The organism is Pseudomonas sp. GW821-FHT09C09, from assembly GCF_059418105.1.
On record NZ_JBWKPF010000005.1, the window covers coordinates 430137 to 454200 of the forward strand.

Annotated in this window: 27 protein-coding genes and 1 tRNA gene; 4 read left to right on the forward strand and 24 right to left on the reverse strand. The window is 58.9% G+C overall.

The window, feature by feature from the left end; genetic code table 11:
- Window positions 1-16: 16 nt before the first annotated feature.
- The 11 genes from ndk to trmJ all read right to left on the reverse strand — a co-directional run bounded on the left by ndk (window position 17) and on the right by trmJ (window position 7848).
- Complete coding sequence (gene ndk, locus AC07NR_RS18455; RefSeq protein WP_003227894.1) at window positions 17-442, reverse strand: nucleoside-diphosphate kinase; 426 nt, start codon at window positions 440-442, stop codon at window positions 17-19.
- Window positions 443-530: 88 nt separating this feature from the next.
- Window positions 531-731: a Fe-S cluster assembly protein IscX gene (gene iscX, locus AC07NR_RS18460; RefSeq protein WP_085709399.1), complete on the reverse strand. Its 201-nt coding sequence runs from the start codon at window positions 729-731 to the stop codon at window positions 531-533.
- Window positions 732-745: 14 nt separating this feature from the next.
- Window positions 746-1087 carry an ISC system 2Fe-2S type ferredoxin gene (fdx, locus tag AC07NR_RS18465; RefSeq protein WP_041071821.1) on the reverse strand — a complete coding sequence of 114 codons (342 nt, stop codon included), beginning with the start codon at window positions 1085-1087 and terminating at the stop codon, window positions 746-748.
- Entirely contained in the window at window positions 1087-2952 is a 1866-nt protein-coding gene (hscA, locus tag AC07NR_RS18470) for a Fe-S protein assembly chaperone HscA (RefSeq protein WP_495079108.1), read from the reverse strand. Before hscA ends, fdx begins: the two co-directional genes overlap by 1 nt.
- A 51-nt stretch (window positions 2953-3003) precedes the next feature.
- Complete coding sequence (gene hscB, locus AC07NR_RS18475; RefSeq protein ID WP_085709397.1) at window positions 3004-3525, reverse strand: co-chaperone HscB; 522 nt, start codon at window positions 3523-3525, stop codon at window positions 3004-3006.
- Window positions 3526-3533: 8 nt separating this feature from the next.
- Window positions 3534-3857, reverse strand: coding sequence for an iron-sulfur cluster assembly protein IscA (iscA, locus tag AC07NR_RS18480; protein WP_003227904.1), 324 nt, complete (start codon window positions 3855-3857; stop codon window positions 3534-3536).
- 28 nt (window positions 3858-3885) lie between these two features.
- Window positions 3886-4272 carry a Fe-S cluster assembly scaffold IscU gene (gene iscU, locus AC07NR_RS18485; protein WP_003227907.1) on the reverse strand — a complete coding sequence of 129 codons (387 nt, stop codon included), beginning with the start codon at window positions 4270-4272 and terminating at the stop codon, window positions 3886-3888.
- A gap of 101 nt (window positions 4273-4373) precedes the next feature.
- Window positions 4374-5588: an IscS subfamily cysteine desulfurase gene (locus AC07NR_RS18490; RefSeq protein ID WP_305833556.1), complete on the reverse strand. Its 1215-nt coding sequence runs from the start codon at window positions 5586-5588 to the stop codon at window positions 4374-4376.
- Between the two features lie 50 nt (window positions 5589-5638).
- The gene (iscR, locus tag AC07NR_RS18495; protein ID WP_007956690.1) at window positions 5639-6130 is read right to left on the reverse strand and encodes a Fe-S cluster assembly transcriptional regulator IscR; all 492 of its coding nucleotides are present in this window, start codon (window positions 6128-6130) and stop codon (window positions 5639-5641) included.
- A 168-nt stretch (window positions 6131-6298) separates the two neighbouring features.
- A complete protein-coding gene (gene cysE / locus AC07NR_RS18500; RefSeq protein ID WP_495079109.1) occupies window positions 6299-7075 on the reverse strand; it encodes a serine O-acetyltransferase in 777 nt (258 codons plus the stop codon).
- Between the two features lie 2 nt (window positions 7076-7077).
- On the reverse strand, window positions 7078-7848 hold the full coding sequence (gene trmJ / locus AC07NR_RS18505; RefSeq protein ID WP_007956692.1) for a tRNA (cytosine(32)/uridine(32)-2'-O)-methyltransferase TrmJ: 771 nt from the start codon (window positions 7846-7848) through the stop codon (window positions 7078-7080).
- 145 nt (window positions 7849-7993) lie between these two features.
- Here trmJ and suhB point away from each other — a divergent pair, with 145 nt between their 5' ends.
- Window positions 7994-8812: a type III secretion system regulator SuhB gene (gene suhB, locus AC07NR_RS18510; protein ID WP_085709393.1), complete on the forward strand. Its 819-nt coding sequence runs from the start codon at window positions 7994-7996 to the stop codon at window positions 8810-8812.
- Between the two features lie 115 nt (window positions 8813-8927).
- Here suhB and AC07NR_RS18515 read toward each other — a convergent pair whose 3' ends face one another.
- From AC07NR_RS18515 to queA, 6 genes are all read right to left on the reverse strand, one after another.
- On the reverse strand, window positions 8928-9476 hold the full coding sequence (locus AC07NR_RS18515) for a glycine zipper 2TM domain-containing protein (protein ID WP_085709392.1): 549 nt from the start codon (window positions 9474-9476) through the stop codon (window positions 8928-8930).
- Between the two features lie 120 nt (window positions 9477-9596).
- Entirely contained in the window at window positions 9597-10511 is a 915-nt protein-coding gene (secF, locus tag AC07NR_RS18520) for a protein translocase subunit SecF (RefSeq protein ID WP_085709391.1), read from the reverse strand.
- Between the two features lie 9 nt (window positions 10512-10520).
- Window positions 10521-12389 (reverse strand): protein translocase subunit SecD, encoded by a 1869-nt coding sequence (secD, locus tag AC07NR_RS18525; protein ID WP_305833558.1) that lies wholly within the window; start codon window positions 12387-12389, stop codon window positions 10521-10523.
- 64 nt (window positions 12390-12453) lie between these two features.
- Entirely contained in the window at window positions 12454-12789 is a 336-nt protein-coding gene (yajC, locus tag AC07NR_RS18530; protein WP_065257675.1) for a preprotein translocase subunit YajC, read from the reverse strand.
- A gap of 43 nt (window positions 12790-12832) precedes the next feature.
- A complete protein-coding gene (gene tgt / locus AC07NR_RS18535) occupies window positions 12833-13948 on the reverse strand; it encodes a tRNA guanosine(34) transglycosylase Tgt (protein ID WP_162803510.1) in 1116 nt (371 codons plus the stop codon).
- Window positions 13949-13962: 14 nt separating this feature from the next.
- Entirely contained in the window at window positions 13963-15027 is a 1065-nt protein-coding gene (queA, locus tag AC07NR_RS18540; protein ID WP_495079110.1) for a tRNA preQ1(34) S-adenosylmethionine ribosyltransferase-isomerase QueA, read from the reverse strand.
- A 108-nt stretch (window positions 15028-15135) separates the two neighbouring features.
- Between queA and AC07NR_RS18545 the strand changes: the two genes are divergently transcribed.
- The 3 genes from AC07NR_RS18545 to AC07NR_RS18555 all read left to right on the forward strand — a co-directional run bounded on the left by AC07NR_RS18545 (window position 15136) and on the right by AC07NR_RS18555 (window position 17175).
- A tRNA-Leu gene (locus AC07NR_RS18545) sits at window positions 15136-15220 on the forward strand.
- A 137-nt stretch (window positions 15221-15357) separates the two neighbouring features.
- Window positions 15358-15885: a DUF2059 domain-containing protein gene (locus tag AC07NR_RS18550; protein ID WP_495079111.1), complete on the forward strand. Its 528-nt coding sequence runs from the start codon at window positions 15358-15360 to the stop codon at window positions 15883-15885.
- Window positions 15886-16923: 1038 nt separating this feature from the next.
- A complete protein-coding gene (locus tag AC07NR_RS18555; protein ID WP_495079112.1) occupies window positions 16924-17175 on the forward strand; it encodes a hypothetical protein in 252 nt (83 codons plus the stop codon).
- 358 nt (window positions 17176-17533) lie between these two features.
- On the opposite strand, the gene AC07NR_RS18560 is transcribed toward AC07NR_RS18555, so the two are convergent.
- The 7 genes from AC07NR_RS18560 to AC07NR_RS18590 are packed head-to-tail and all read right to left on the reverse strand — an operon-like array spanning window position 17534 to window position 24064.
- A complete protein-coding gene (locus AC07NR_RS18560) occupies window positions 17534-18517 on the reverse strand; it encodes a DUF4238 domain-containing protein (protein WP_495079113.1) in 984 nt (327 codons plus the stop codon).
- 56 nt (window positions 18518-18573) lie between these two features.
- Window positions 18574-19551, reverse strand: a complete 978-nt coding sequence (locus AC07NR_RS18565) for a hypothetical protein (RefSeq protein ID WP_495079114.1) — start codon at window positions 19549-19551, stop codon at window positions 18574-18576.
- Window positions 19524-20228: a hypothetical protein gene (locus AC07NR_RS18570; RefSeq protein ID WP_495079115.1), complete on the reverse strand. Its 705-nt coding sequence runs from the start codon at window positions 20226-20228 to the stop codon at window positions 19524-19526. Before AC07NR_RS18570 ends, AC07NR_RS18565 begins: the two co-directional genes overlap by 28 nt.
- Complete coding sequence (locus AC07NR_RS18575; RefSeq protein WP_495079116.1) at window positions 20225-20773, reverse strand: baseplate complex protein; 549 nt, start codon at window positions 20771-20773, stop codon at window positions 20225-20227. Before AC07NR_RS18575 ends, AC07NR_RS18570 begins: the two co-directional genes overlap by 4 nt.
- Window positions 20770-21693, reverse strand: coding sequence for a hypothetical protein (locus AC07NR_RS18580; RefSeq protein ID WP_495079117.1), 924 nt, complete (start codon window positions 21691-21693; stop codon window positions 20770-20772). The genes AC07NR_RS18575 and AC07NR_RS18580 overlap by 4 nt, the downstream gene beginning before the upstream one ends.
- Window positions 21690-22397 (reverse strand): DUF4376 domain-containing protein, encoded by a 708-nt coding sequence (locus AC07NR_RS18585; RefSeq protein ID WP_495079118.1) that lies wholly within the window; start codon window positions 22395-22397, stop codon window positions 21690-21692. The genes AC07NR_RS18580 and AC07NR_RS18585 overlap by 4 nt, the downstream gene beginning before the upstream one ends.
- Window positions 22398-22405: 8 nt before the next feature.
- Entirely contained in the window at window positions 22406-24064 is a 1659-nt protein-coding gene (locus tag AC07NR_RS18590; protein ID WP_495079119.1) for a phage tail-collar fiber domain-containing protein, read from the reverse strand.

Here is a 24064-nt window from a genome sequence, read left to right on the forward strand (position 1 = left end):
ACTCTTAAGCCAATGCTTAGCGAGTGGTTACTTCAGTAGCTGCGAAGAAGTACGAGATTTCGCGAGCGGCAGCGGCTTCGGAGTCCGAACCGTGAACGGCGTTGGCGTCGATCGACTCAGCGAAGTCAGCACGGATGGTGCCGGCAGCAGCTTCTTTAGGGTTGGTAGCGCCCATCAGCTCACGGTTGCGAGCGATGGCGTTTTCGCCTTCCAGAACCTGAACGACAACCGGACCGGAGATCATGAAAGCAACCAGGTCACCGAAGAAACCGCGCTCTTTGTGCTCAGCGTAGAAGCCTTCAGCTTCGGCTTTGGACAGTTGCTTCATTTTCGAAGCAACCACTTTCAGACCAGCCTTTTCGAAACGGGTAACGATTTCGCCGGCAGCGCCTTTTGCAACGGCGTCAGGCTTGATGATGGAGAAAGTACGTTGAACAGCCATGGTGTAACTCCAGAAACGGTAATTTGCGAAAAATTAAACCCGCGAATTATACGCGGGTTCTTGGGTATTGCCTAACCTGCAAGGATGATCAGTCTATTTCATCATTCCAGAGCTGCTGAACCGCTTCCAACACCTTCTCGCCGACCCGGCCAGAGTTAGCGTCGAAGTCAGGCAGCTCCTTGATCCACTGCTGCAACTCGACGAAATTGACAGAATACGGATCTACACCCGGCTTGGCCTCAGCCAACTCTTCTGCAATACGTTGAACATCATTCCAACCGTAGCTCATGACAGTCTTACCAGTCAGTGCGGCGCTTCGGCCGCATGGTTAAGCGAATATTTCGGAATTTCGACGGTGAGGTCTTCCTCGCCGACGATCGCCTGACAGGCCAGGCGCGACTGCGCCTCCAGACCCCAGGCACGATCTAGGAAATCTTCCTCCAACTCGTCAGCTTCTTCCAGCGAGTCGAAACCCTCGCGGATGATGCAGTGACAAGTGGTGCAGGCGCAGACGCCGCCGCAGGCGCTTTCCATCTCGATGTGGTGTTCGTGGGCCAGCTCGAGAATCGAAGTGCCGGGCTCAGCCTCGACCACCATGCCTTCAGGGCAGAACTTCTCGTGGGGCAGAAAAATGACCTGCGGCATCAGATATCCTCGATTTCATTCAGGTTGCGCCCCGACAGAGCGGCTTTCACCGTCTGATCCATACGACGGGCAGCAAAGGCATCGGTCACTTGCGACAGACGCTTGGTCTGCTGCTCGATGGCGTAACCATCGGTACCTTTCATCAGTTCGGTCAGTTCCTGCACCTGCAGGTCGATGACCATGCGCTCTTCGGCGTCGAGCAAACGCTCACCATCCGCCTCCAGAGCGCCCTGCACCGCTTCGATCAGGCGCTGGGCATCGACTTGCTGCTCACGCAGGACGCGAGCGACTTTGTCGTCATTGGCGTGCTGGAACGAATCCTTGAGCATCTTGGCGATTTCGCCGTCGGTCAGACCGTAGGACGGCTTGACCTGAATGCTGGCTTCAACGCCCGAACCCAGTTCACGGGCAGAGACGCTGAGCAGACCGTCGGCATCGACCTGGAAGGTCACGCGAATCTTGGCTGCACCAGCGACCATTGCCGGAATGCCGCGCAATTCGAAACGTGCCAGGGAGCGGCAGTCACTGATCAGCTCGCGCTCGCCCTGCAACACGTGGATCGCCATGGCCGACTGGCCGTCTTTGTAAGTCGTGAAATCCTGAGCGCGAGCGACGGGGATGGTGGTGTTGCGCGGAATCACCTTCTCCATCAGGCCGCCCATGGTTTCCAGCCCCAGGGACAGTGGAATCACGTCGAGCAGCAGCAGCTCGCCGCCATCGCGTTTGTTGCCGGCCAGTGTATCGGCCTGGATCGCGGCACCGATGGCCACCACTTGATCCGGGTCGATTTCGGTCAGCGGTTGACGACCGAAGGCTTCGGCGACAGCTTCACGAACACGTGGAACGCGGGTCGAACCACCGACCATGACCACGGCATGCACGTCTTCCAGCTCGATACCGGAGTCGCGAACGGCACGGCGGCAGGCTTTCAGGCTACGGGCAACCATCGGCTCGATCAGTGCGTCGAAGGCGTCGCGGGTCAGCTGTGCTTTCCAGTCACCATAAGCAACTTCAACACTGTCGGCATTCGTCAGGGCTTCTTTGGCCGCACAAGCGGTTTGCAGCAGATTGCGCTGCGCACCCGGATCGAGATCGGCGGACAGGCCCGCGCTCTCAATGATCCAGCCGGCAATTGCGTGATCGAAATCGTCACCGCCCAGCGCGCTATCGCCGCCGGTGGCCAGAACCTCGAAGACACCGCCGGTCAGGCGCAGAATCGAAATATCGAAAGTACCGCCGCCCAGGTCATAAATGGCGACCAGGCCTTCGGCATGCTGATCCAGCCCATAAGCCACCGCAGCGGCGGTCGGCTCGTTGAGCAGGCGCAGTACGTTCAGACCGGCGAGTTTTGCCGCATCCTTCGTAGCCTGGCGCTGAGCGTCGTCGAAATAGGCAGGAACGGTAATCACCGCGCCGACCAGTTCACCGCCCAAGGTCGCTTCAGCGCGCTGACGCAGCACTTTGAGGATATCGGCGGAGACTTCGACCGGGCTTTTCGGACCCTGCACGGTGTCGATGAACGGCATGTGCGATTCGCCGCCGACAAAACGGTACGGCAGTTGATCGCCCAATTGCTTGACGTCGGACAGACCACGGCCCATCAGGCGCTTGACCGACAGCACGGTATTCAGGGGATCGGAGGACGCGGCCAGTTTGGCCGACTCGCCGACTTCGACGCGATCGGCGTGATAACGCACGGCGGAAGGCAGAATGACCCGCCCTTCGGCATCGGCCAGCGGCTCGGAAAGACCACTGCGCAACGCAGCGACCAGCGAATTGGTAGTGCCCAAGTCGATCCCCACAGCCAGACGACGCTGGTGCGGTTGAGGACTTTGGCCGGGTTCGGCGATCTGCAGTAGGGCCATCGTGATCAGGACTTATCTGTATATCAGGCGTGCGACCGGAGCGGCACTGGGTTAATCGTCGAGGCGCTCTTCTAATTGGCGCACTTCGTAGGTGAGCTTGTCGAGGAACTGCATGCGCCGCATCAGGCGTTCGGCCTGTTCACGTTGCGCTGCATCATCCCAACAGGCTGCGAAGCTTTCGTTCAGCTGCTCCTGGGCGGTCTTCAGGCGACGCTTGAAGGTCGCGACACCCGCCAGGTCGGCACTGTCCTGCAGATCTTCGAGCTCTTCGCGCCATTGCATCTGCTGCAAAAGAAACTCGGGATCGTGGACCGTGACTTCCATCGGCACTTCATGACCGCTGATGGTCAGCAGGTAACGTGCACGCTGGGCCGGGCTCTTGAGCGTCTGATAGGCATCGTTGAGCCGTGCAGACTGCTCGAGCGCCGAACGCTGCTCACGCTCGGAAGCGTCGGCAAAACGATCGGGATGAACGCCGCGCGCCAGCTCGCGATAGCGCGTGGCCAGTTGCTCGAGATCCAGACGAAAGCCCGGTTGCAGCTCGAATAAAGCGAAATGACAAGGAGTTCCCACGACCAGCCTCAGATGTTGAAGCTTTCGCCGCAGCCACACTCACCGCGCACGTTGGGATTGTTGAACTTGAAGCCTTCGTTCAACCCTTCCTTGACGAAATCGAGCTCGGTGCCGTCGAGGTAAGCCAGGCTCTTGGGGTCGATGATCACTTTTTCGCCGTGACTCTCGAACACCTGATCTTCTGCAACCACCTCGTCGACAAACTCCAGCACGTAGGCAAGGCCGGAACAGCCCGTGGTGCGAACACCCAGACGAATCCCTTCACCCTTGCCGCGCCCGTCGAGGGAGCGTCGCACGTGTCGAGCAGCCGCTTCTGTCATGCTGATAGCCATCGTTGACTCCTTACTCGTCGCCCAATGCTTAGATCAAGCCTTTCTTCTGCTTGTAGTCGCGAACAGCCGCCTTGATGGCGTCTTCAGCGAGTACCGAGCAGTGGATTTTCACTGGCGGCAGGGCCAGTTCTTCGGCCAGCTGGGTGTTCTTGATGGTTTCCGCTTCGTCCAGGGTCTTGCCCTTCATCCACTCGGTGGCGAGGGAGCTGGAAGCGATAGCCGAACCGCAGCCATAGGTCTTGAACTTGGCGTCTTCGATAACGCCTTGGTCGTTGACCTTGATCTGCAGACGCATCACGTCGCCGCACGCCGGAGCGCCGACCATGCCGGTGCCGACATCTGGATCTTCCGCGTTCATCTTGCCGACGTTACGCGGGTTTTCGTAGTGGTCGATGACCTTTTCGCTGTAAGCCATGATTCTCAATCCTCACTCATCAGGGCCGCTCTTGAGACCCTGCAACTGCGCTGCGCAAACCGCCGCGTCGCTACAGGATCCGTATCCGGCGGCTTCTATGTTTAGTGTGCCGCCCACTCGATCTTCGAGATATCGACGCCGTCTTTGTACATGTCCCACAGCGGCGACAGAGCGCGCAGCTTGGTAACGGCCTCGCAGACTTTCTGCGCGGCGTAATCGATTTCTTCTTCGGTGGTGAAACGGCCGAAGGTGAAGCGGATCGAGCTGTGTGCCAGTTCGTCGTTGCGGCCCAGGGCGCGCAGCACGTACGAAGGCTCAAGCGACGCCGAGGTGCACGCCGAACCGGACGAAACCGCCAGATCCTTGAGCGCCATGATCAGCGACTCGCCTTCAACGTAGTTGAAGCTCAGGTTCAGGTTGTGCGGAACGCGGGCGGTCAGGCTGCCGTTGACGTACAGCTCTTCCAGGTGCTCGACCTGCTTGTAGAAGCGATCGCTCAGGGCCTTGATGCGCACGTTTTCGGCAGCCATGTCTTCCTTGGCTACACGGAACGCTTCGCCCATGCCGACGATCTGGTGGGTCGCCAGGGTGCCGGAACGCATGCCACGCTCGTGACCGCCGCCGTGCATGGTCGCTTCGATGCGCACACGCGGCTTGCGGCTGACGTACAGCGCGCCAATGCCTTTAGGACCGTAGGTCTTGTGGGCAGAGAACGACATCATGTCGACTTTCAGCTTCTGCAGGTCGATCTCGACCTTGCCGGTGGACTGAGCGGCGTCGACGTGGAACAGGATACCTTTCGAACGAAGCAGCTCGCCGATGGCGGCGATGTCGTTGACGGTGCCGATTTCGTTGTTCACGTGCATCACCGACACGAGGATGGTGTCTTCGCGCAGCGCGGCTTCGATCATGGCCGGGGTGATCAGGCCATCTTCGGTCGGCTCGAGGTAGGTCACTTCGAAACCTTCGCGCTCCAGTTGGCGCATGGTGTCGAGGACAGCCTTGTGCTCGATCTTGGAGGTGATCAGGTGTTTGCCCTTGGAGGCGTAGAAATGTGCCGCACCCTTGATTGCCAGGTTATCGGACTCGGTGGCACCGGAGGTCCAGACGATTTCGCGCGGGTCGGCGTTGACCAGATCGGCCACCTGACGACGGGCGTTTTCGACGGACTCTTCGGCCTTCCAGCCGAACACGTGGGAACGGGACGCCGGGTTACCGAAGTTTCCGTCGACCAGCAGGCATTCACTCATCTTTTGCGCAACGCGCGGATCGACCGGGGTGGTCGCAGAGTAATCAAGGTAAATCGGCAATTTCATGGACTATCTCCTAAATCAGGCTGGCTGGCGTGCCGCTAGCTCTCTGGCTGTCATTCGACGGCGGACGCTTCAATCTTGTCCAGGCGCGGCGCCTTGCCATTGCAACGACGCTGATCCTGACGCTGGGCCACTTCCTGCACCTCACGGCGAGTTACGAGGTCGGCCAAGCTGATACCGCTGAGAAATTCGTGAATCTGCAGGCTCAGGTCGCACCACAGGTGATGGGTCAGGCAGGTGTCGCCGGAATGGCAATCGCCCTGGCCCTGGCATTTTGTTGCATCGACCGATTCGTTCACCGCATCGATCACCTGGGCGACCTGGATGCCCTGCATGTCGCGGGACAACTGGTAGCCACCGCCCGGACCGCGAACACTGGAAACCAGGTTGCTGCGGCGCAGCTTGGCGAAAAGCTGTTCGAGATAGGACAGGGAGATGCCTTGGCGCTCGGAGATATCGGCCAGGGACACGGGCCCGTGCTGCGCGTGCAACGCCAGGTCAAGCATGGCGGTCACGGCGTATCGGCCTTTTGTAGTCAGTCGCATGGACAATTACCACGGAGTTCGGAATGGGCGGGAGTATGCAATTCCCGAGCATTTAAGTCAACTATAAGACCTAGTGCTTTAGTCGGGTTTACCCGCAAAAGAGCGCGCGAATGATAGCAGGGTCTGCGGCTTAATGGCACACCGGCCGGCAGCAGCCCTGCAAGCGCATCAATGCGTCGTGGATTCGTCCTTGCCCTTGACGCAGGCGAAATCTTCTTCGCGCAGTTCAGGCAGATCTTTCGCACAATAATTGCTGCCCAGATCCTTCAACGCCCCGCACATCCCTTCCAGACGGCCATCCACCGCCTGCAGGTGATCGAGCAGCTGACCAATGGCACGCGCCACCGGGTCCGGCATGTCACCGCTCACGCCATAGGCATCGAAACCGATTTTCTCGGCCATGGCCTTGCGCTTGGCATCGGCTTCATCATCGGATTTGACGATGACCCGCCCCGGAATGCCTACCACCGTGGCGCCCGGCGGCACCTCTTTGGTCACCACCGCATTGGAACCGACCTTGGCGCCAGCGCCGACCGTGAACGGACCTAGCACCTTCGCGCCGGCCCCCACTACAACCCCATCACCCAGCGTCGGGTGACGCTTGCCCTTGTTCCAGCTGGTACCGCCAAGGGTCACGCCTTGATAGATGGTGACGTCATCGCCGATTTCTGCGGTTTCGCCAATGACGATGCCCATGCCATGGTCGATAAAGAAGCGTCGACCCACCTTGGCGCCCGGATGAATCTCGATACCGGTCAGCCAGCGACCGAAGTTCGACACCAGCCGCGCCAGCCATTTCAGATCGTTGCGCCAGAGCATGCCGGCCAGTCGATGAATCCAGATCGCATGCATGCCGGGGTAGCAGGTCAGGACTTCAAAAGCGTTACGCGCCGCCGGGTCTCGGTGGAATACGCTCTGGATATCTTCACGCAAACGCTCGAACATCATTAATCCTTCCGCTTAAGGAGCTCGCCACGGGCCGCTTTCTGGGTTTCCGTGAGGATGCCACGCAAAATATTCATTTCCGCCCGGCTGACCGAGCTGCGTCCGTACAACCGGCGCAGGCGCGCCATCAAATGCCGGGGCTTTTCCGGATCGAGAAATTCGATGGCCACCAGGGTCTGCTCCAGGTGCTCATAGAATCGCTCCAGCTCATCCATGGTCGCCAGCTCGGCGCTTTTCACGGAGGCCACTTCTTCTTTCTCGATCTTGGTCGGCTGCCCTTGAGCGGCCAGCCAGGCCATGCGCACTTCATAACTCAACACCTGCACCGCCGCCCCGAGATTCAGCGAGCTGAATTCAGGATCGGAGGGGATATGCACGTGATAGTGACATCGTTGCAGCTCGTCGTTGGTCAGGCCGGAGTCTTCACGCCCGAACACCAGCGCGATTTCCGCGCCCTGCCCGGCCTCCTCGACCACTTTGGTCCCGCACTCGCGCGGATCCAGCAGCGGCCAGGGAATGCGGCGGTCACGGGCACTGGTGCCAAGCACCAGATTGCAGCCGACCAGAGCGTCTTCCAAGGTGGCGACGACTTGCGCATTTTCAAGGATGTCACCGGCACCCGAGGCGCGGGCATCGGCTTCGTGATGCGGAAAGACTCGCGGATCGACCAGCACCAGCCGCGACAAACCCATGTTTTTCATGGCGCGCGCGGTCCCGCCGATGTTTCCCGGGTGGCTGGTATTGACCAGGACGACACGAATGTTTTGCAGCACGGCGGGCGCTCTCGGACTGGGGAAAGGGGTGCAAATCTTACAGAACAGCCTACCGTTAAGCTATGAAAGCGAACAGCGACCTTCACCTGAAGAAAAGTTCTGATAGAATGCGCGGCTTTCTTTAACAACCTTAGGTGACACATCCATGCAGCCCATGCTGAATATCGCGCTGCGCGCCGCCCGCAGCGCCAGTGAACTGATCTTCCGCTCCATCGAGCGCCTGGATACCATCAAGGTCGACGAAAAAGACGCCAAGGATTATGTATCCGAGGTCGATCGCGCCGCCGAACAGAAAATCATCGACGCCCTGCGCAAGGCTTACCCGAATCACTCGATCATGGGTGAAGAGACCGGCATGCACGCCGGCAGCGGCATCGAAGGCGAAGAATACCTGTGGATCATCGATCCACTGGACGGCACCACCAACTTCCTGCGCGGCATTCCTCACTTCGCTGTCAGCATTGCCTGCAAGTACCGTGGTCGCCTGGAACACGCTGTTGTTCTGGACCCGGTTCGCCAGGAAGAATTCACCGCCAGCCGTGGTCGCGGCGCTCAACTGAACGGCCGTCGTCTGCGTGTCAGCGGCCGTACCAGCCTGGACGGCGCTCTGCTCGGTACCGGCTTCCCGTTCCGTGACGACCAGATGGACAACCTCGACAACTACCTGGGCATGTTCCGCGCCCTGGTTGGCCAGACTGCCGGCATCCGCCGCGCCGGTTCGGCGAGCCTGGACCTGGCCTACGTTGCTGCCGGCCGTTTCGATGCGTTCTGGGAATCGGGCCTGTCCGAGTGGGACATGGCTGCAGGCGCCCTGCTGATTCAGGAAGCCGGCGGTCTGGTGAGCGACTTCACCGGCGGTCACGACTTCCTTGAAAAAGGCCACGTCGTTGCCGGCAACACCAAATGCTTCAAGGCAGTTCTGACGGCGATCCAGCCGCACCTGCCGGCCTCGTTGAAGCGCTAAGCTTCTCGCGAAACCAGAAAAGCACCCTTCGGGGTGCTTTTTTTATGCCTGTCATCACGTTAATCCCGGGCACAAAAAAGCACCCCGAAGGGTGCTTCTTTTTTACTGCAACCGCTTATTGCCCAGGCTGCGCCTGCGACAGGATCAGCTTGCCTTCCTTGTCGACCGGAATCTGGTTGCCCGGATCACGATCCATACGCACTTTGCCTTCCTTGCCGTCCAGCGAGTAGCGAACGTCATAACCTACGACCTTGTCGCTGATGTCATTCACCGTATTACAGCGAGTCTGAGTGGTGGTGTAGGTATCGCGATTCTGCATGCCTTCCTGCACCTTGTTGCCGGCGTAACCGCCACCGACCGCGCCAGCTACCGTGGCAATCTTCTTGCCGGTGCCGCCGCCGATCTGGTTACCCAGCAAACCACCCGCCACGGCACCGATGGCGGTACCGAGAATCTGGTGTTGATCCTTGACCGGCGCCTGCCGGGTCACAGCGACATCCTTGCATACTTCACGTGGCGTCTTGATCTGTGTCTTGACCGGTTCAACGGCCAGAACCTGCGCATACTCAGGGCCGCTTTTAACCAGGCTGTAGGTGGCGACAGCGCCCCCGGCAGTCACACCGACAGCACCCAGTACCGCACCAACCAGCAACGACTTGTTCACATGAACCTCCTGACCATCACATGCGGGACGCGCCCGCGCTTCTCCCAGCCTTGGAGCAATAAAAAAGGCGCGAGTTCAACTCGCGCCTTTTTTGACTGACAACCGGGGAAACGATGGCCGTTATGGACGGTCGTCGACTTCCTTCTCGGTATTGGCCGGCGGAATCAGGTCTTCCGAAGACAGGTTCAGCCAGATCAGCACCACGTTGGCGATGTAGATCGACGAGTAGGTACCCGCCAGAACACCGATGAACAGGGCGATCGAGAAGCCGAACAGGTTGTCGCCACCGAAGAACAGCAGTGCCGCGATCGCCAGCAAGGTGGAGATCGAAGTCGCCATGGTGCGCAGCAGGGTCTGAGTGGTCGAGATGTTGATGTTCTCGATCAGCGAAGCCTTGCGCAGCACGCGGAAGTTCTCACGCACCCGGTCGAACACGACGATGGTGTCGTTCAGCGAGTAACCGATGATCGCGAGCACCGCCGCCAGCACCGTCAGGTCGAAGGTGATCTGGAAGAACGACAGGATACCCACGGTCACGATCACGTCGTGAATCAGCGAAACGATGGCACCGACCGCGAATTTCCACTGAAAGCGGAAAGCCAGGTAGATCAGGATGCCGCCGAGCGCCAGCAGCATGCCGAGGCCGCCCTGGTCGCGCAGCTCTTCACCGACCTGCGGGCCGACGAACTCGACGCGCTTGACCGTGGCCGGGTTTTCACCGCCGACCTTCTGCAGCGCTTCCGCCACCTGATGGCCCAGCTGCGGGTCTTCGCCCGGCATGCGCACCAGCAGGTCGGTGGTCGCACCGAAGTTCTGCACGACCGCTTCGTGATAACCGGCGGTAACCAGTTGCTCACGCACCTTGGTGACGTCGGCCGGACGCTCGTAGGTCAGCTCGATGAGCGTACCGCCGGTGAAGTCCAGGCCCCAGTTCATGCCCTTGTGGAACACGCTGAACAAGGCCAGCACGGTAAGGAACAATGTGACGCCGAACGCGAAGTTGCGAACGCCCATGAAGTTGATTGTACGTAACATGGCAGCCCCTTAAATCCACAACTTCTTGAAGTCACGACCGCCGAAGATCAGGTTGACCATCGCGCGGGTCACCATGATGGCCGTGAACATCGAGGTAAAGATCCCGAGGGACATGGTCACTGCGAAACCCTTCACCGGGCCGGTGCCCATGGCGAAGAGGATGCCGCCGACCAGCAAGGTGGTCAGGTTGGCGTCGAGAATCGCGGTGAATGCCCGGCCGAAGCCTTCGTTGATTGCACGCTGCACAGTCATGCCGGCGGCGATCTCTTCACGGATCCGCGAGAAGATCAGCACGTTGGCGTCGACCGCCATACCCATGGTCAACACGATACCGGCGATACCCGGCAGGGTCAGGGTCGCACCCAACAGCGACATCAATGCCAGCAGCAGCACCATGTTCACCGCCAGAGCGACGGTGGCGATCAGGCCGAAGAAGCGGTAGATGGCGATGATGAACAGCGAGACGAACAGCATGCCCCACAGCGATGCATCGATACCCTTGGTGATGTTGTCCGCACCCAGGCTCGGGCCGATGGTACGTTCTTCAGCGAAGTACATCGGAGCCGCCAGACCACCGGCACGCAGCAGCAGCGCCAGTTCGGACGATTCGCCCTGGCCGTTCAGGCCGGTGATACGGAATTGCGCACCCAGCGGCGACTGGATGGTCGCCAGGCTGATGATCTTCTTCTCTTCCTTGAATGTCTGCACGGCAACGTCTTTCTCGACGCCGTCGACCATCTGCTTGACGTAGGTGGTCACCGGACGCTGTTCGATGAAGATCACCGCCATGCTGCGACCGACATTGCTGCGGGTCGCGCGGCTCATCAGCTCACCACCGTGGCCATCCAGACGGATGTTCACTTCAGGCGTGCCGTGCTCGCCGAAACCGGCCTTGGCATCGGTCACCTGGTCACCGGTGATGATCAGGCTACGCTCGATCTGTGCCGGAGGACGCTTGCCTTCGCGGAACTCGAAAGTCTCGGAAGTGGCTTTCGAAGCACCCGGCTCGGCGGCCAGACGGAATTCCAGGTTGGCGGTCTTGCCGAGGATTCGCTTGGCTTCGGCAGTGTCCTGCACGCCCGGCAGCTCAACCACGATGCGGTTGGCGCCCTGACGCTGGACGATCGGTTCGGCAACACCCAGCTCGTTGACGCGGTTACGTACCGTGGTCAGGTTCTGCTTGATGGAGTATTCACGGATTTCCGCCAGCTTGGCCGGGGTCATCGCCAGACGCAGCACCGGTTGACCGTTGAGGTCGGCCGGAACAATGTCGAAATCGTTGAAGTTCTTGCGGATCAGCGCACGGGCCTGTTCGCGGGAGTCAGCATCGCTGAAGCCCAGCTGAATGGCACCATTGAGCTGCGGCAGGCTGCGATAGCGCAACTTCTCTTTGCGCAGCAGGCTCTTGACGTCGCCTTCGTAGACTTTCAGGCGTGCGTCGAGGGCTTTGTCCATGTCCACTTCCAGCAGGAAGTGCACACCACCGGACAAGTCCAGACCCAGCTTCATCGGGTGCGCGGCCAGGCTGCGCAGCCATTGCGGAGTGGTCTGTGCCAGGTTCAGCGCGACGACGTAGTCATCACCCAATGCCTTGCGCACAACGTCTTTGGCCGGCAACTGGTCTTCAGCCTTGGTCAGACGGATCAGGCCGCCCTTGCCGTTCGCTGCCAGGCTCGAAGCCTTGACGTTGATCCCGGATTCCTTGAGCGCGGTGCTCACGCGGTCCAGGTCGGCCTGGTTGACCTGCAGGGCCGTGCTGGCGCCGCTGATCTGGATGGCCGGGTCATCGGGGTATAGATTCGGAGCGGAATAAATCAGACCGATCGCCAGCACCGCCAGGATCAGAATGTATTTCCACAGAGGATATTTGTTCAGCATCACGCCGCCCGTTATGACGCGGGGCGCCTTGCGCGCCCCGTCGATTGAGTAGAAGTTGTTGCCCTTAGATCGCTTTCAGCGTGCCTTTTGGCAGCGTGGCGGCGATGGCGCCCTTCTGGAACTTCATTTCCACGGTGTCGGAAACTTCCAGAACCACGAAGTCATCGGCCACTTTGGTGATCTTGCCGGCGATGCCGCCGGTGGTGACCACTTCGTCGCCCTTCTGCAGGCTGTTCAGCAGGTTCTTCTGCTCTTTGGCGCGCTTGGCCTGTGGACGCCAGATCATCAGGTAGAAGATGACCAGGAAGCCGACCAGGAAAATCCACTCGAAGCCGCCGCCCATAGGCGCTGCAGCCGGTGCAGCCGCGTCAGCCATGGCGTTAGAGATAAAAAAGCTCATTTAGCACTCCAGTTGCAAATGTTGAATCTTGGGGTCAGAAAACTCAGTCCAAAGGCGGAACGGGGAGCCCGCGTTTGGCGTAGAAGGCATCGACAAAGGCGGCCAATGTACCCTGTTGAATAGCCTCGCGCAAACCAGCCATCAGCACCTGATAATGGCGCAAGTTATGGATGGTATTGAGCATGCTTCCCAGCATTTCGCCGCACTTGTCCAGGTGATGCAGATAAGCGCGGGAGAAGTTCTGGCAGGTATAGCAATCGCAGGTCGGATCCAGCGGCGAATCATCATGGCGATGGAACGCGTTACGGATCTTCAGCACGCCTGTATCAATGAACAGATGCCCGTTGCGGGCATTACGGGTTGGCATCACGCAATCGAACATGTCCACACCGCGGCGCACACCCTCAACCAGATCTTCCGGTTTGCCAACGCCCATAAGGTAACGAGGTTTGTCAGCCGGCATCATGCCCGGCAGGTAATCGAGCACCTTGATCATTTCGTGCTTCGGTTCGCCCACCGACAGACCGCCGATGGCCAGGCCATCGAAACCGATCTTGTCCAGGCCTTCCAGCGAGCGCATGCGCAGGTCCTGGTGCATGCCACCCTGAACGATACCGAACAGCGCCGCCGTGTTGTCGCCATGGGCATTCTTCGAACGCTGGGCCCAGCGCAGCGACAGCTCCATGGACACGCGGGCGACGTCTTCGTCTGCCGGATACGGGGTGCATTCGTCGAAAATCATCACGATGTCCGAGCCCAGGTCGCGCTGGACCTGCATCGACTCTTCCGGGCCCATGAACACTTTCGAACCGTCGACCGGGGAGGCGAAGGTCACGCCCTCTTCCTTGATCTTGCGCATGGCGCCGAGGCTGAACACCTGAAAACCGCCGGAGTCGGTCAGGATCGGGCCTTTCCACTGCATGAAATCGTGCAGGTCGCCGTGGGCCTTGATCACTTCAGTGCCCGGGCGCAGCCACAGGTGGAAGGTGTTGCCCAGAATGATTTCCGCGCCAATCGCCTCGATATCCCGCGGCAACATGCCCTTGACCGTGCCGTAAGTACCCACCGGCATGAAGGCCGGGGTCTCGACGGTGCCACGGGGGAAGGTCAGGCGACCACGACGAGCCTTGCCATCGGTGGCCAGGAGTTCAAAGGACATGCGACATTCGCGACTCATTCTGTTTCCTCTGGGCCTGTCTGTTCAGGGGCAGTCGGTGCGGGATTACGGGTGATGAACATCGCATCACCGTAGCTGAAAAAGCGGTAACCGTTGTCCACGGCGGCCTTATAGGCGGCCATGGTTTCCGGGTAACCGGCAAACGCCGAAACCAGCATCAACAGCGTGGATTCGGGCAAATGGAAATTGGTCACCAGGGCATCGACCACATGGAACGGCCGGCCCGGGTAGATAAAGATGTCGGTATCGCCACTGAACGGCTTGAGCACGCCATCGCGGGCGGCGCTTTCCAGCGAACGCACGCTGGTGGTACCCACGGCAATCACCCGACCACCGCGTGCGCGGCAAGCGGCGACTGCGTCGACCACGTCCTGGCCGACTTCCAGCCACTCGGTGTGCATGTGGTGATCTTCGATCTTCTCGACGCGCACTGGCTGGAAGGTACCGGCGCCAACGTGCAGCGTAACGAAAGCTGTCTCGACGCCCTTGGCGGCGATCGCTTCCATCAGCGTCTGGTCGAAATGCAGCCCGGCGGTCGGTGCAGCCACCGCGCCCAGCTTCTCGGCGTAAACGGTCTGATAACGCTCGCGATCCGAACCTTCGTCCGGGCGATCTATATAAGGAGGCAGCGGCATGTGCCCGACGCGGTCGAGCAGCGGCAGCACTTCCTCAGAGAAACCCAGCTCGAACAGCGCATCGTGGCGCGCCAGCATCTCGGCTTCGCCACCACCGTCGATGAGGATCTTCGAGCCCGGTTTCGGCGACTTGCTGGAACGCACATGGGCCAGCACGCGGTGCGTATCGAGCACCCGCTCGATGAGGATTTCCAGCTTGCCGCCGGACTCCTTCTGCCCGAACAGGCGCGCCGGAATCACCCGGGTATTGTTGAACACCATCAGATCGCCCGGGCGCAAATGCTCAAGCAGATCAGTGAATTGACGGTGTGCCAGGGCGCCGCTGACCCCATCCAGGGTCAACAGGCGACTACCGCGACGCTCGGCCAAAGGGTGGCGGGCGATCAGCGAATCAGGAAGCTCGAAGGTAAAGTCAGCAACGCGCATGATGGGGTTCGTCTAGCAGGGCCGGAAAGTCTAGCGGAAATATCGAAAATTGACCATGAAACGTGATTGACCAACGGTAGGCACCTCTCTATACTTCGCCGCCATTGAGCCCTGATGGCGGAATTGGTAGACGCGGCGGATTCAAAATCCGTTTTCGAAAGGAGTGGGAGTTCGAGTCTCCCTCGGGGCACCAGCACAATGAAGAAAGGCCTTGATTATCAAGGCCTTTTTTTTCGTCTGGCGTAAATGTGGCGTAGTGGCCGCCACTTCTCACCGTGTGAGAGAGCCAGCGTGGACGATCACCTCTAAGAAAATATCGGGAGCGGGGCTATGGCTGGATCGAGAAGAAACGAGATCGTAATCGCCATCATTGGCTTGGTCGGAGTCATCTTCACCGCCGTTATTTCGAACTGGGACAAGATCTCTCCGTCCACGGCAAATTATCCGGTCGCCAGCGACGATATCAACGTCCAGGCTCAGTACTACATAGAGACAACAGGATTCCGAGCGACCCTCGAGGCATTCGAGAAAGCGAGAGTTGAACGCTATCGACGTGAATACAAGGTCTCCGCCGAAGTGGCGGATTGCATGATCGATATGGGCATCCCCGCTGCTCAACTGGTCAGTATCGCTACGAACGTTCTGAAGGCGCATTACACGCTCGAAGAGCTAAAAGAGATGAACCGCATTGCTTCACTTCCTCTCATGCGGAGAGTGACTGAAAAGCAACCCGCGATCGGGTTGGATCTCTTCAAAGGCATTGAGGAAGCGGCCGAAAGAGCGCGTCGACGGAATTTAGCGATCGCAGGCGGGGAAAGGAAGGTCGCTCAGCAGAGTACCGCATGCCCGGCGCAGTAGGGCCACGGCAAGACTCTGAATGTGTGGCTGCGCATAGGCCGCAACTCTCAAATGTGCAGCGCGTGAATCTGCGTGCGGCACACACCCTACGCGACGGAAAATTTTTTCCCTGCCCTATGCTCAAAAGCACGTAAGAAGTGTAAGTGAGAGATGTAGATTCTCTGTATCCCTTATAGATAGAGGGATAGAGGTTTCTCTATTACTGTAAGTTAACTGTCGGAAGGCTGTTTTTACCTAACAGTCGGCACCTGTAAGTTGGAATTCTCCCAAGCCCTTGATTTACAAGGCTTTCAGCGCAGTCAAAATTCCCCATACAGTTTCCTACACTCACACTGTAAGCAGCGATCCTCAATGAATCCGGGGTGTTGAGCCGTTTTCTGACACACCCAACACCACTTACACGTCTGGAAGGGACTACCCAAGAAAGTGTTTTTGGTGATCGACCAGGCCTGGCAGTGGCCCGCACCTGAACTCCCGCGCTGCGTGTGAGACTTTGAAACGCATCGAATAGCCCGCAACCCTTGATCCGTGAGGGCTACAGCGAAATTCTGCATCCCGAGAAGTCAGCCAGGTTTCAGGCGTAAAAGACCTACGCCCGCCGTTAAAACCTGCTGAAACCCGAGTTTTCAAAGTCTTCGGCCAATCAAACCGGGCACTTCAGCGACCCTCCCCCCGTTGGCGCACCCTGCACCTCTGTGCAAGCGCGCTGCATTTCTCTTCAAAACTTTGCACATTGTGAAACGCCCGCCTTGCTGCGAAGCCCCACGGCCCGCCTGGGCTGCAGGATCATTTGCACTACATCCCGATTTGCACAAAAAAAGGACGTAAAGCCCGTCGGCGGGAGGGGGATAAGTGATTTCTCGTCAGATTTTTTCTTCGTGCCAGAAGTTTTGCGGGGGATGAACCGACACCAAAAAAACCACCAGCCGGGGGCCGTGGGGCTGAACTGTTTACCGCCAGTCGCGAGCCGGTGCAGCAGTGAATCCCGGTCGATATACTGTTTGTACATACAGTGTTTAGAAAAGCGCAGGTGATGCAATGGATCGAGATTTTGCGGGCAACATTGCCGATCGGGCATCGCTCATGGGCAACTGGCGAGGACTGTTGCAGGATAAAGAAGCGCTGCTGAGTAAACCGGGCACGCATCACAAGGCGTTGCTTAGGCATGCCCACCAGTTGCACCAGGAACAGGTGATAGACGATGGCGAGCTATGCGACTTCCTGGAACTGGCCGACGCCGCGCTGGCCTTCGCTATCGAATCACTGCACGACATCAAGACAGACGAATAGAGGTCACCACATGCATATGCTGGTCACGCCGTTGCGCTTGCGCGGTGTTCCGCTCACACCGAAAGAGCGCCGTCAGTACCCCGCGATCAGGTGCAACGTCATGGTCAATTCAACGATGTGTGATGTAATGGGCAGAGCGTCCAACCATGCACGCGTCGAGGTGGGCATGCCGCTAGACCCCGACCCACTCCCACCATTGGTTGACGCTTCGCTGGCAGGAATGTCGGTTACGGGTTTCGTTATCTCCGGCATCGAGATAATCGACGGCTGCGCTTATGCGCAATCATGGTGGTGTCGAGAGGGTTAAATTATTTTTAAAGCGATGAAATAAAATAAATCAATCTCGGCGCTTGTTCAGCTAAACACCGAAGCAAATCGGCTGTGAAGAAAATACATTGTTATGACATTGATATATAACATGGCGATTGTATATCTGGAGGGCTTCTAGGTCGTTGTGTAGGTGATGCGCTACAACTTGCTTTGTCTCTTTAAATAAGTCGATAACTCTTTTAGGTGTGCCGGGTGGCGCAACTAGGTCAATAGTGCTAAAGGTATATCTAATAAATCCTTTGGCGTACAGATTAAAATCGAAGGCCATTCGATCATTTCCGCTTATCAGTGGCTCACTGAAGCCTCTATCAGAAAGCAAGCAGGCATGGTCATCATAAGTATAAATAATGACCATCATAAAGAGGTCTTTAGACTCGAAAAGGTTGCGAACTGTGTCGTTTAAAAAATTCTGCCCTCCCTCCGAGACTGGCGTTAGCAGAAGAAATATTACAGCCAACCAAGCAATATAGTCCTTTTCAGAAATGTTGAGTGTTTGACATAGATAAGCTTGCTGCGGCTTGCGCCCAGCCAATACCTTCTTGAAGTTCTCTAAGTGTACAGGGTCGGTAGGCTGGACATTCATTAAGACGGGAAACGTATTCAGGATTTTTTTTATAGAATATGGATTTCTAATAAAATTTAAAAACTTCATGGAAAACAGATTTGTCACTTCTGAACCAATGTCTTCGCCAGCAATTTGAATTTTTCTCAGCAATTCCAATGTAGTTGATTTTATTCTTGGCTCGTATTGATTAAACAACTCTTCAAAATTGTGTCGATCTCCCTTTCTGTCAAGTATGTCAAAACTAAAGAGATCATGAAGGCTGAGTGTATTTTCTATCAGTATGCCTTTTTTTGATCGAAGCTTTATTTTGTACTCTTCTCTATCGACAATCTCAAACTCATAAATTCTCTGATTTTTCTGGTTGCATGAATCAGGATTTGTCGAATTCAAACGCTGTTCGGTTTGCGACAAAAAATGTTGGTTTTTGGTGGCGCTCCTAAGATCCATGCGACTTGTGCTCCGTAATTTTCTTGCGAGTTGGATAAAATTTAGACGTAACCTATTTAGCTGGTAACTGATTGTAGCGCTACAGATAGTTTCAAAGCTTTCGCGGCATTGGAGGTAAAGGCTGTTGCGTCGCTGGGGTTGGGGGCTGGGCCGGGTAGGTGTGTATGGGCGGCCAATAGAGTGTTCATTTCTTGCAGTAAGGTGAGGGTTTCGCAAACCACTTGGAAAATATTGACCGTCTCCGATCCAACCCAGTTTTTTGGCGCTTGCAGATGCTGGCTCTTTCCGGACACGCTCTGGCGTAAGCCTTCAATTCGCTCCTGCATATCACCGCCTACCGTGGCATTGTGCTTCTGACCCACCACCAGGTTCAGATCTCGCCCCGTCGCCTGGTGCAGATCGTCCACCGCCGCCAGGCTGGCTGACCCTCCCGACAGCAATTTGACCGCGCCCAGCGCCTCGATCTTTTTCACACCACCCACCGTCTCGGTCGAATGGTCATCAACCGCCCGTGTGTGGCTCTGGAACTGCTCGCGGTTGTCCAGGGCTTCAACCTCGCGCTCGATCGCTTGATCCCGGATCTTGCCATCGGTCTGGCGTAACCAGTTGCCGTCCGCGTCGACCCGCTGCTGGGCGGTGCCGCTGTGCTGCCACACCTGGTCACCTTTGGGCACCTTCGGCATGCTCAGCCCGTGAGGCAAAATCGATTGGATGTAGGGCTTGTTCGGTAGGCCGTAGGCGAAGCACACCACAACCCGCGTCCCTTCCTCCGGAAAGGCGTAAATGCCCATTTCCTCGCCGCCGGTGGGCAGTGGCAGCGGCACGCCGGTCAACGGCGGCATGGCCGGATCTGGCGCGTCGTCAGGGCCGAGAACAACAATGTCCACCGCGTAGCGCGGACGGAAGTCGTCGCAAAGTCCGGCGTCCGCCGGCGCATCGGCCACTGCAGTGACCTGGGCGAATCTAGGCAGGTGATAACCGCCGGTGAGTTCGGGGAATTGGCGCTCTACAGCGCGGCGGATTGCGTCTTCCATCGGATGGCCATCTGGTCATTGGCGAGCGCCACACTGGTGACGCGCTCGCCGGCGTTGATCGTTGCACCTGGTCGTAGCCCCGGAAGGGCCGCGACCATTGCGCTCTGGTTGCCCTGGTAGCCGTCGAACAGCTCCGTGGGGATTTGCAGCGGCGCCCGGGCGCCAAAAAAACTGTCGGCCCAACTGCCGGCGAACACTTCGCCGTTGCCCAGTTGATGCCAAGTGAAGTCGGGAATGCTGAACACGCGGGCCAGACTGTCCATCGCCTGGTAGCCGGCGGCGAGGCTGTAGAAATACGGTGCTTTCATGCCAGCATAGGGTTGATCCGGAACACGAAAACGCAGGCCGGTCTGCTCACTGATAGCGGCCAGCACGGCACGCAGGTCAACGTGACGCAGATTCAGCGGCAAGGGGTTGGCCAGCACAGAGGCCAGCTCGCGGCAGAACAGCACCTGCTCCACCGCGTTGGCGGCAGTGCAGCGCTCGACGTAGCCGATGAAATGGCGCTGCAGCGTCCGATCGTTATAGCCGATATCCAGCGTGACCAAGCCCTTCAGCGGCTCGGCAGACTGAACGGTGAAGTTCGCCCGCCCTGGACTGGTGGCGTCCAGCCGGACGTCTTCCCTGACCAGGGGAACAGGCGTGCCATTGATCGACAGAACCTTGTGCAGCTTCACTTCTGCTCACTCCCCAGCCACTTGTCCACACGGCCCAGCACCTTTTCAAACCCGCTCAGCTCCGGACTATCGCCGGAGTCGGTGCCGGAACCACCGCCCTCCCCAACTGAGCTACCCGGAGCGCCCTGGGCGTCAACCTTGTTGCCGGCACGTCGTCCCTCAACCTTTTCCGGGTTCGATTCGCGCTCGCTGAGGGTGAATTGCACCAGCCAGGCTTTCAGGGTGTCCGCCTCGCGGGCGCTGACACCTTCGGAGAACTCCACCTGACGCACGCCGAAGGCCTCGGCGGTGTCATTCACCACGCGGTACAGATGGAGCTGGCCACCGCTTGCCGTGGCTTCGGCCATGCGCATCAAGTCAGTCAACTGCACCCGATCAACGAAGGGGATCATCAGCGACACGGCCAGCGTTTTGGGCTTGAACCCCTTGTGCGCCTTGTCGGTGTTGCTGGTCTGCCCGGACATGTCGCCGCTTTCAATTCGCAGGTTCGCCGTGACTTTAAGGTTCTTCCCCTGGACTTTTTGCCCGTCGAGTAACAGCGTCATAGGCCCACCAACTCCTGTACAAAACTCAGCCCTTCCTTGGTGCCGACCAGCAGCATTCCGGCGCACTGCACCCATTCATGCCCTGGCGCGTCACCGGCCAGCAGCTCCTGGCGCAACTCGCTGGAATTACCCGGGCCGATCAGGCGTGCGCGGATGCTGATATCCGGATTGCCCTCGGCCAGCAGGTTTTTCAGGTCGGTCAGTTGTTGATCCCGGCCCTTTTGCTGGGCGACTTTGCGAGCGGCCAGCGCTGCCAGATCGCCCAGCGGGGAACTGTCGGCGGCGTAGCCCTCCAGCACGGCCAACTGGCCGGCCATGGACTGTTTCGCGGCCTTCACCAACGTGCAGCGTTCTAGCGGCAGCGCTTGCCAGCGCGGGAGCGGGCCGGCGCCGGGAATCTCCCACTTGTCGTTCTCCAGTTTCATCAGGTGCTGGGCGCGCCGTTCCGTGCGCACCAGGTCGGGAATCGGCAGCAATGCATTGAACCGCGACAGGCCGCTGGCCAACTGCTCCAGGCGCGTGCCCAGGAACAAAATCGACAGGGCATATTGCGGCCCCGCCGGACGCCCGTTGTCGGTCGCGTCCTCCAGCTTTCTGGCCAGGTGTTCCAGCACGTTCGGCGCCGACAGGAACCGCTGATAGCCTTGGCCCTGGCCGATGCCACTTTGAAACGGCGTCACCACCAGGCACGCCGGCACCTGGCCCAGTTGATCGGCCAGCGCCGCCCGACCGGCTTCAATGGCGCCTTTCGCGGCCTCCGCGACTGGCCCCGGGTTGGTGTTGGCCAGCCCGTCCAGACCGGCCAGCCGTTGCGCGGTGCTGGCCAGCTCGCAGGTGGCAAGATCCTTGGCGGCGGACAGCCCGCCCATCCATTGTGTGGCCTGCTCCGGCCATTGCATCGTCACCGGTGCCCAGTTCATGCCGGCGGCGTCCAGGTGATGGCTTTCATGGCCTTGAGGTTTTTGTCTTTCAGCGCTTTATCCACAGACTGACGCAACGATTCCGCGCACTGCTGGGCAGCCTGGCGAAAGCGCACCAGGTCATGGCTGACTTTCTGCAGCTGGGCGATCGTGTGAGGTCTGAAGGCCAGCACCTGTTCGGCGTCGTAGCATGGATAGGTATCGTCCAGCCCCAGCAACACCTGACCATTCAGATTCACCTGGTCATCGATCGCACTGCTGTAGCGGTATACCTCGCCCAGGGCGTTGGAGTTGAATCCGCCAGCGATGTATGCCGCACAGTCGGCGGCGATCGCCTGCAGTTTTTTGTCCCGAAGTGCGGTCAGTACGGCGTCGATGTCATCAACCCATTCGCCGTTCTTCCAGATCTGGTTCGGCCCGGGCTTTTTCATGGTGAAACCCGCCGGCACCGGCTCGAAGCCTTCGAGCGTGCGCGGCTCGCCGGTCGCGGTGTTGTACACCACCACGCCGCCGAAATAGTCCACCAGCTGCCAGGCGCTACCGTTCCACCACGCGGCTTTGTGTTCGGGGATCAGCGGCGGCGCTGTTTCCACGCAGCCGCCGGGGATCATGTACACGCCTGGTTCCAGCGGCGATTCGTCAGCCTTCACAGCACCGACGAGGATGCCCAGATGGTTGGTCTGATAGACGATTTTCTCGGTCATGCTCGATCTCAATACTTGATGCAGTAGAAAAGGGCCAAGTTCCTAGGCCGGGTTTCAGTGCCACCGGCGGCGGCGACGGTGACGCCGTGGGTGTGCGCGCCGCCCCCGCCTACGCCGACGTTGTGCGCGTGGTGGCCGGCGGCATCCATTCCGATGTTGTGTGCGTGCGCGCCCGCCCAGGACGTTTCGTGTGCGCCACCCGATTGTTGTACCGAGTTGAGACCACCAGCACCTTGGCCAATACCCGGCGAGCTGGGCGCCGAGTGATTGTGTGCGCCCTGAGCGTCAGTCCAGGTTCGGTGAACGTGGTTGCCCTGGGCATCCGTCCAGGCAGCGTGAAGGTGGTCACCCACCGCTGCAGCAGAGGCGGTGTGCGCGTGGGAATGGATCATCATGTCCTGATAGACACCGAACGCCCGACCAGGATCGAGGCCGCGCCCGTCGTCCCAGCCGCGAGGGAACAGACCGCGCATATCGGGCAAGTTGAACGTGGTTGTTCCGTCACCGGCGCCGTAGTGCGTGCCTAACCATCCAAACAGCCGTGGATATGCCGTGCGCGACACCGCCGCACCGTTGCACTTCAGCCATCCCGGCGGGGCAGCAGTCATTGCGAACGCCGCCACCATGCCGGTCATCGAGTCGTCGACCTGCTTCTGCAGCTTGTTCAACGCTGCTGTAGACGCAATGATCTTGCTGCTGTTGGTAGCGGGATCGTCGCTGATGGCGTTGGGCACGTTTTCCAGCTCGACGTCTTCTTTTGTCGTACCACGCGCACGAAGATTCGCGTAATCGCCATTGCGCGCCGCGAAATGCTGCATAAGCGCGCCGGCGATCGGCTCCGCTGGGCGTGCATCGTAGATTTCTGTCGCAGAGGCGAAATAGACGATCGGCACGCAGTAGTGACGGACACCTGCCGCGTCGGTGTAATCGCCCTTTTCTCCATAGACAACCTTCCACGTCGCCACCCGATCGTTCAACTGCCGTTCCAGGCACACGTCGAGGGTGATAGTTCCAACGGGAATAACACCAGTGAATGGCCAAGGCTTCGACATGAACACCCGAATGCCTTCGATGTACGCCGTACCGGCATTCAACTGGAACCCGTTTTCGCTCTTTGCGAATGCCAGCGAGTTACCGAAGAAACAGGCCCGACCGTACATTTCACGATTGCTCAGTCGCTCGCGCTCATCGATTCCGGCCAGGCGCACGGTAAAGTCGTGCTGCCAGGTGCTGGCATCGATCTTCACGCCTGTCAGCGCCTGGGCGCCGTCGAACGCGACCAGAAAATTACGGGTGACGTTGTTGCCGATCTGCAGCGGCGGGATGTTCTTGCGCTTCTGCTGCAGCGGCACATAGGACACTGCGAACAGCAGGCCGTCTTCATCTTCCAGGCCGACCCAGTTGAAGTCCCAATCGCCAATGTCGGAACCCAGCTGGGCGCTGTACACGACCTGGTTGGGATTCACGAATCCGGCGTTTTCCTTGGGTATGTCATAGGTCTGCACGATCTGCCCTGCGGGGGGCTTGCCGGCGGCACGATCCACCGGGGCTTCGGTGTTCAGCCCGGGCACGTTGGCAAAAATGAATTTCGTGATGACCAGGGGCTTTTTCTGACTTTGTTTCAGGGCGATCTGGCCTTCACCGGCCAACGTAATACTGGCGCTCAC

What these genes read in the sequence shown, in the direction of transcription:
- ndk (WP_003227894.1), bottom strand. Translation starts at nt 442, where the DNA reads ATGGCTGTTCAACGTACTTTCTCCATCATCAAGCCTGACGCCGTTGCA.
- iscX (WP_085709399.1), bottom strand. Translation starts at nt 731, where the DNA reads ATGAGCTACGGTTGGAATGATGTTCAACGTATTGCAGAAGAGTTGGCT.
- fdx (WP_041071821.1), bottom strand. Translation starts at nt 1,087, where the DNA reads ATGCCGCAGGTCATTTTTCTGCCCCACGAGAAGTTCTGCCCTGAAGGC.
- hscA (WP_495079108.1), bottom strand. Translation starts at nt 2,952, where the DNA reads ATGGCCCTACTGCAGATCGCCGAACCCGGCCAAAGTCCTCAACCGCAC.
- iscA (WP_003227904.1), bottom strand. Translation starts at nt 3,857, where the DNA reads ATGGCTATCAGCATGACAGAAGCGGCTGCTCGACACGTGCGACGCTCC.
- iscU (WP_003227907.1), bottom strand. Translation starts at nt 4,272, where the DNA reads ATGGCTTACAGCGAAAAGGTCATCGACCACTACGAAAACCCGCGTAAC.
- AC07NR_RS18490 (WP_305833556.1), bottom strand. Translation starts at nt 5,588, where the DNA reads ATGAAATTGCCGATTTACCTTGATTACTCTGCGACCACCCCGGTCGAT.
- iscR (WP_007956690.1), bottom strand. Translation starts at nt 6,130, where the DNA reads ATGCGACTGACTACAAAAGGCCGATACGCCGTGACCGCCATGCTTGAC.
- cysE (WP_495079109.1), bottom strand. Translation starts at nt 7,075, where the DNA reads ATGTTCGAGCGTTTGCGTGAAGATATCCAGAGCGTATTCCACCGAGAC.
- suhB (WP_085709393.1), top strand. Translation starts at nt 7,994, where the DNA reads ATGCAGCCCATGCTGAATATCGCGCTGCGCGCCGCCCGCAGCGCCAGT.
- secF (WP_085709391.1), bottom strand. Translation starts at nt 10,511, where the DNA reads ATGTTACGTACAATCAACTTCATGGGCGTTCGCAACTTCGCGTTCGGC.
- secD (WP_305833558.1), bottom strand. Translation starts at nt 12,389, where the DNA reads ATGCTGAACAAATATCCTCTGTGGAAATACATTCTGATCCTGGCGGTG.
- yajC (WP_065257675.1), bottom strand. Translation starts at nt 12,789, where the DNA reads ATGAGCTTTTTTATCTCTAACGCCATGGCTGACGCGGCTGCACCGGCT.
- tgt (WP_162803510.1), bottom strand. Translation starts at nt 13,948, where the DNA reads ATGTCCTTTGAACTCCTGGCCACCGATGGCAAGGCTCGTCGTGGTCGC.
- queA (WP_495079110.1), bottom strand. Translation starts at nt 15,027, where the DNA reads ATGCGCGTTGCTGACTTTACCTTCGAGCTTCCTGATTCGCTGATCGCC.
- AC07NR_RS18550 (WP_495079111.1), top strand. Translation starts at nt 15,358, where the DNA reads ATGGCTGGATCGAGAAGAAACGAGATCGTAATCGCCATCATTGGCTTG.
- AC07NR_RS18555 (WP_495079112.1), top strand. Translation starts at nt 16,924, where the DNA reads ATGGATCGAGATTTTGCGGGCAACATTGCCGATCGGGCATCGCTCATG.
- AC07NR_RS18560 (WP_495079113.1), bottom strand. Translation starts at nt 18,517, where the DNA reads ATGGATCTTAGGAGCGCCACCAAAAACCAACATTTTTTGTCGCAAACC.
- AC07NR_RS18565 (WP_495079114.1), bottom strand. Translation starts at nt 19,551, where the DNA reads ATGGAAGACGCAATCCGCCGCGCTGTAGAGCGCCAATTCCCCGAACTC.
- AC07NR_RS18575 (WP_495079116.1), bottom strand. Translation starts at nt 20,773, where the DNA reads ATGACGCTGTTACTCGACGGGCAAAAAGTCCAGGGGAAGAACCTTAAA.
- AC07NR_RS18580 (WP_495079117.1), bottom strand. Translation starts at nt 21,693, where the DNA reads ATGAACTGGGCACCGGTGACGATGCAATGGCCGGAGCAGGCCACACAA.
- AC07NR_RS18585 (WP_495079118.1), bottom strand. Translation starts at nt 22,397, where the DNA reads ATGACCGAGAAAATCGTCTATCAGACCAACCATCTGGGCATCCTCGTC.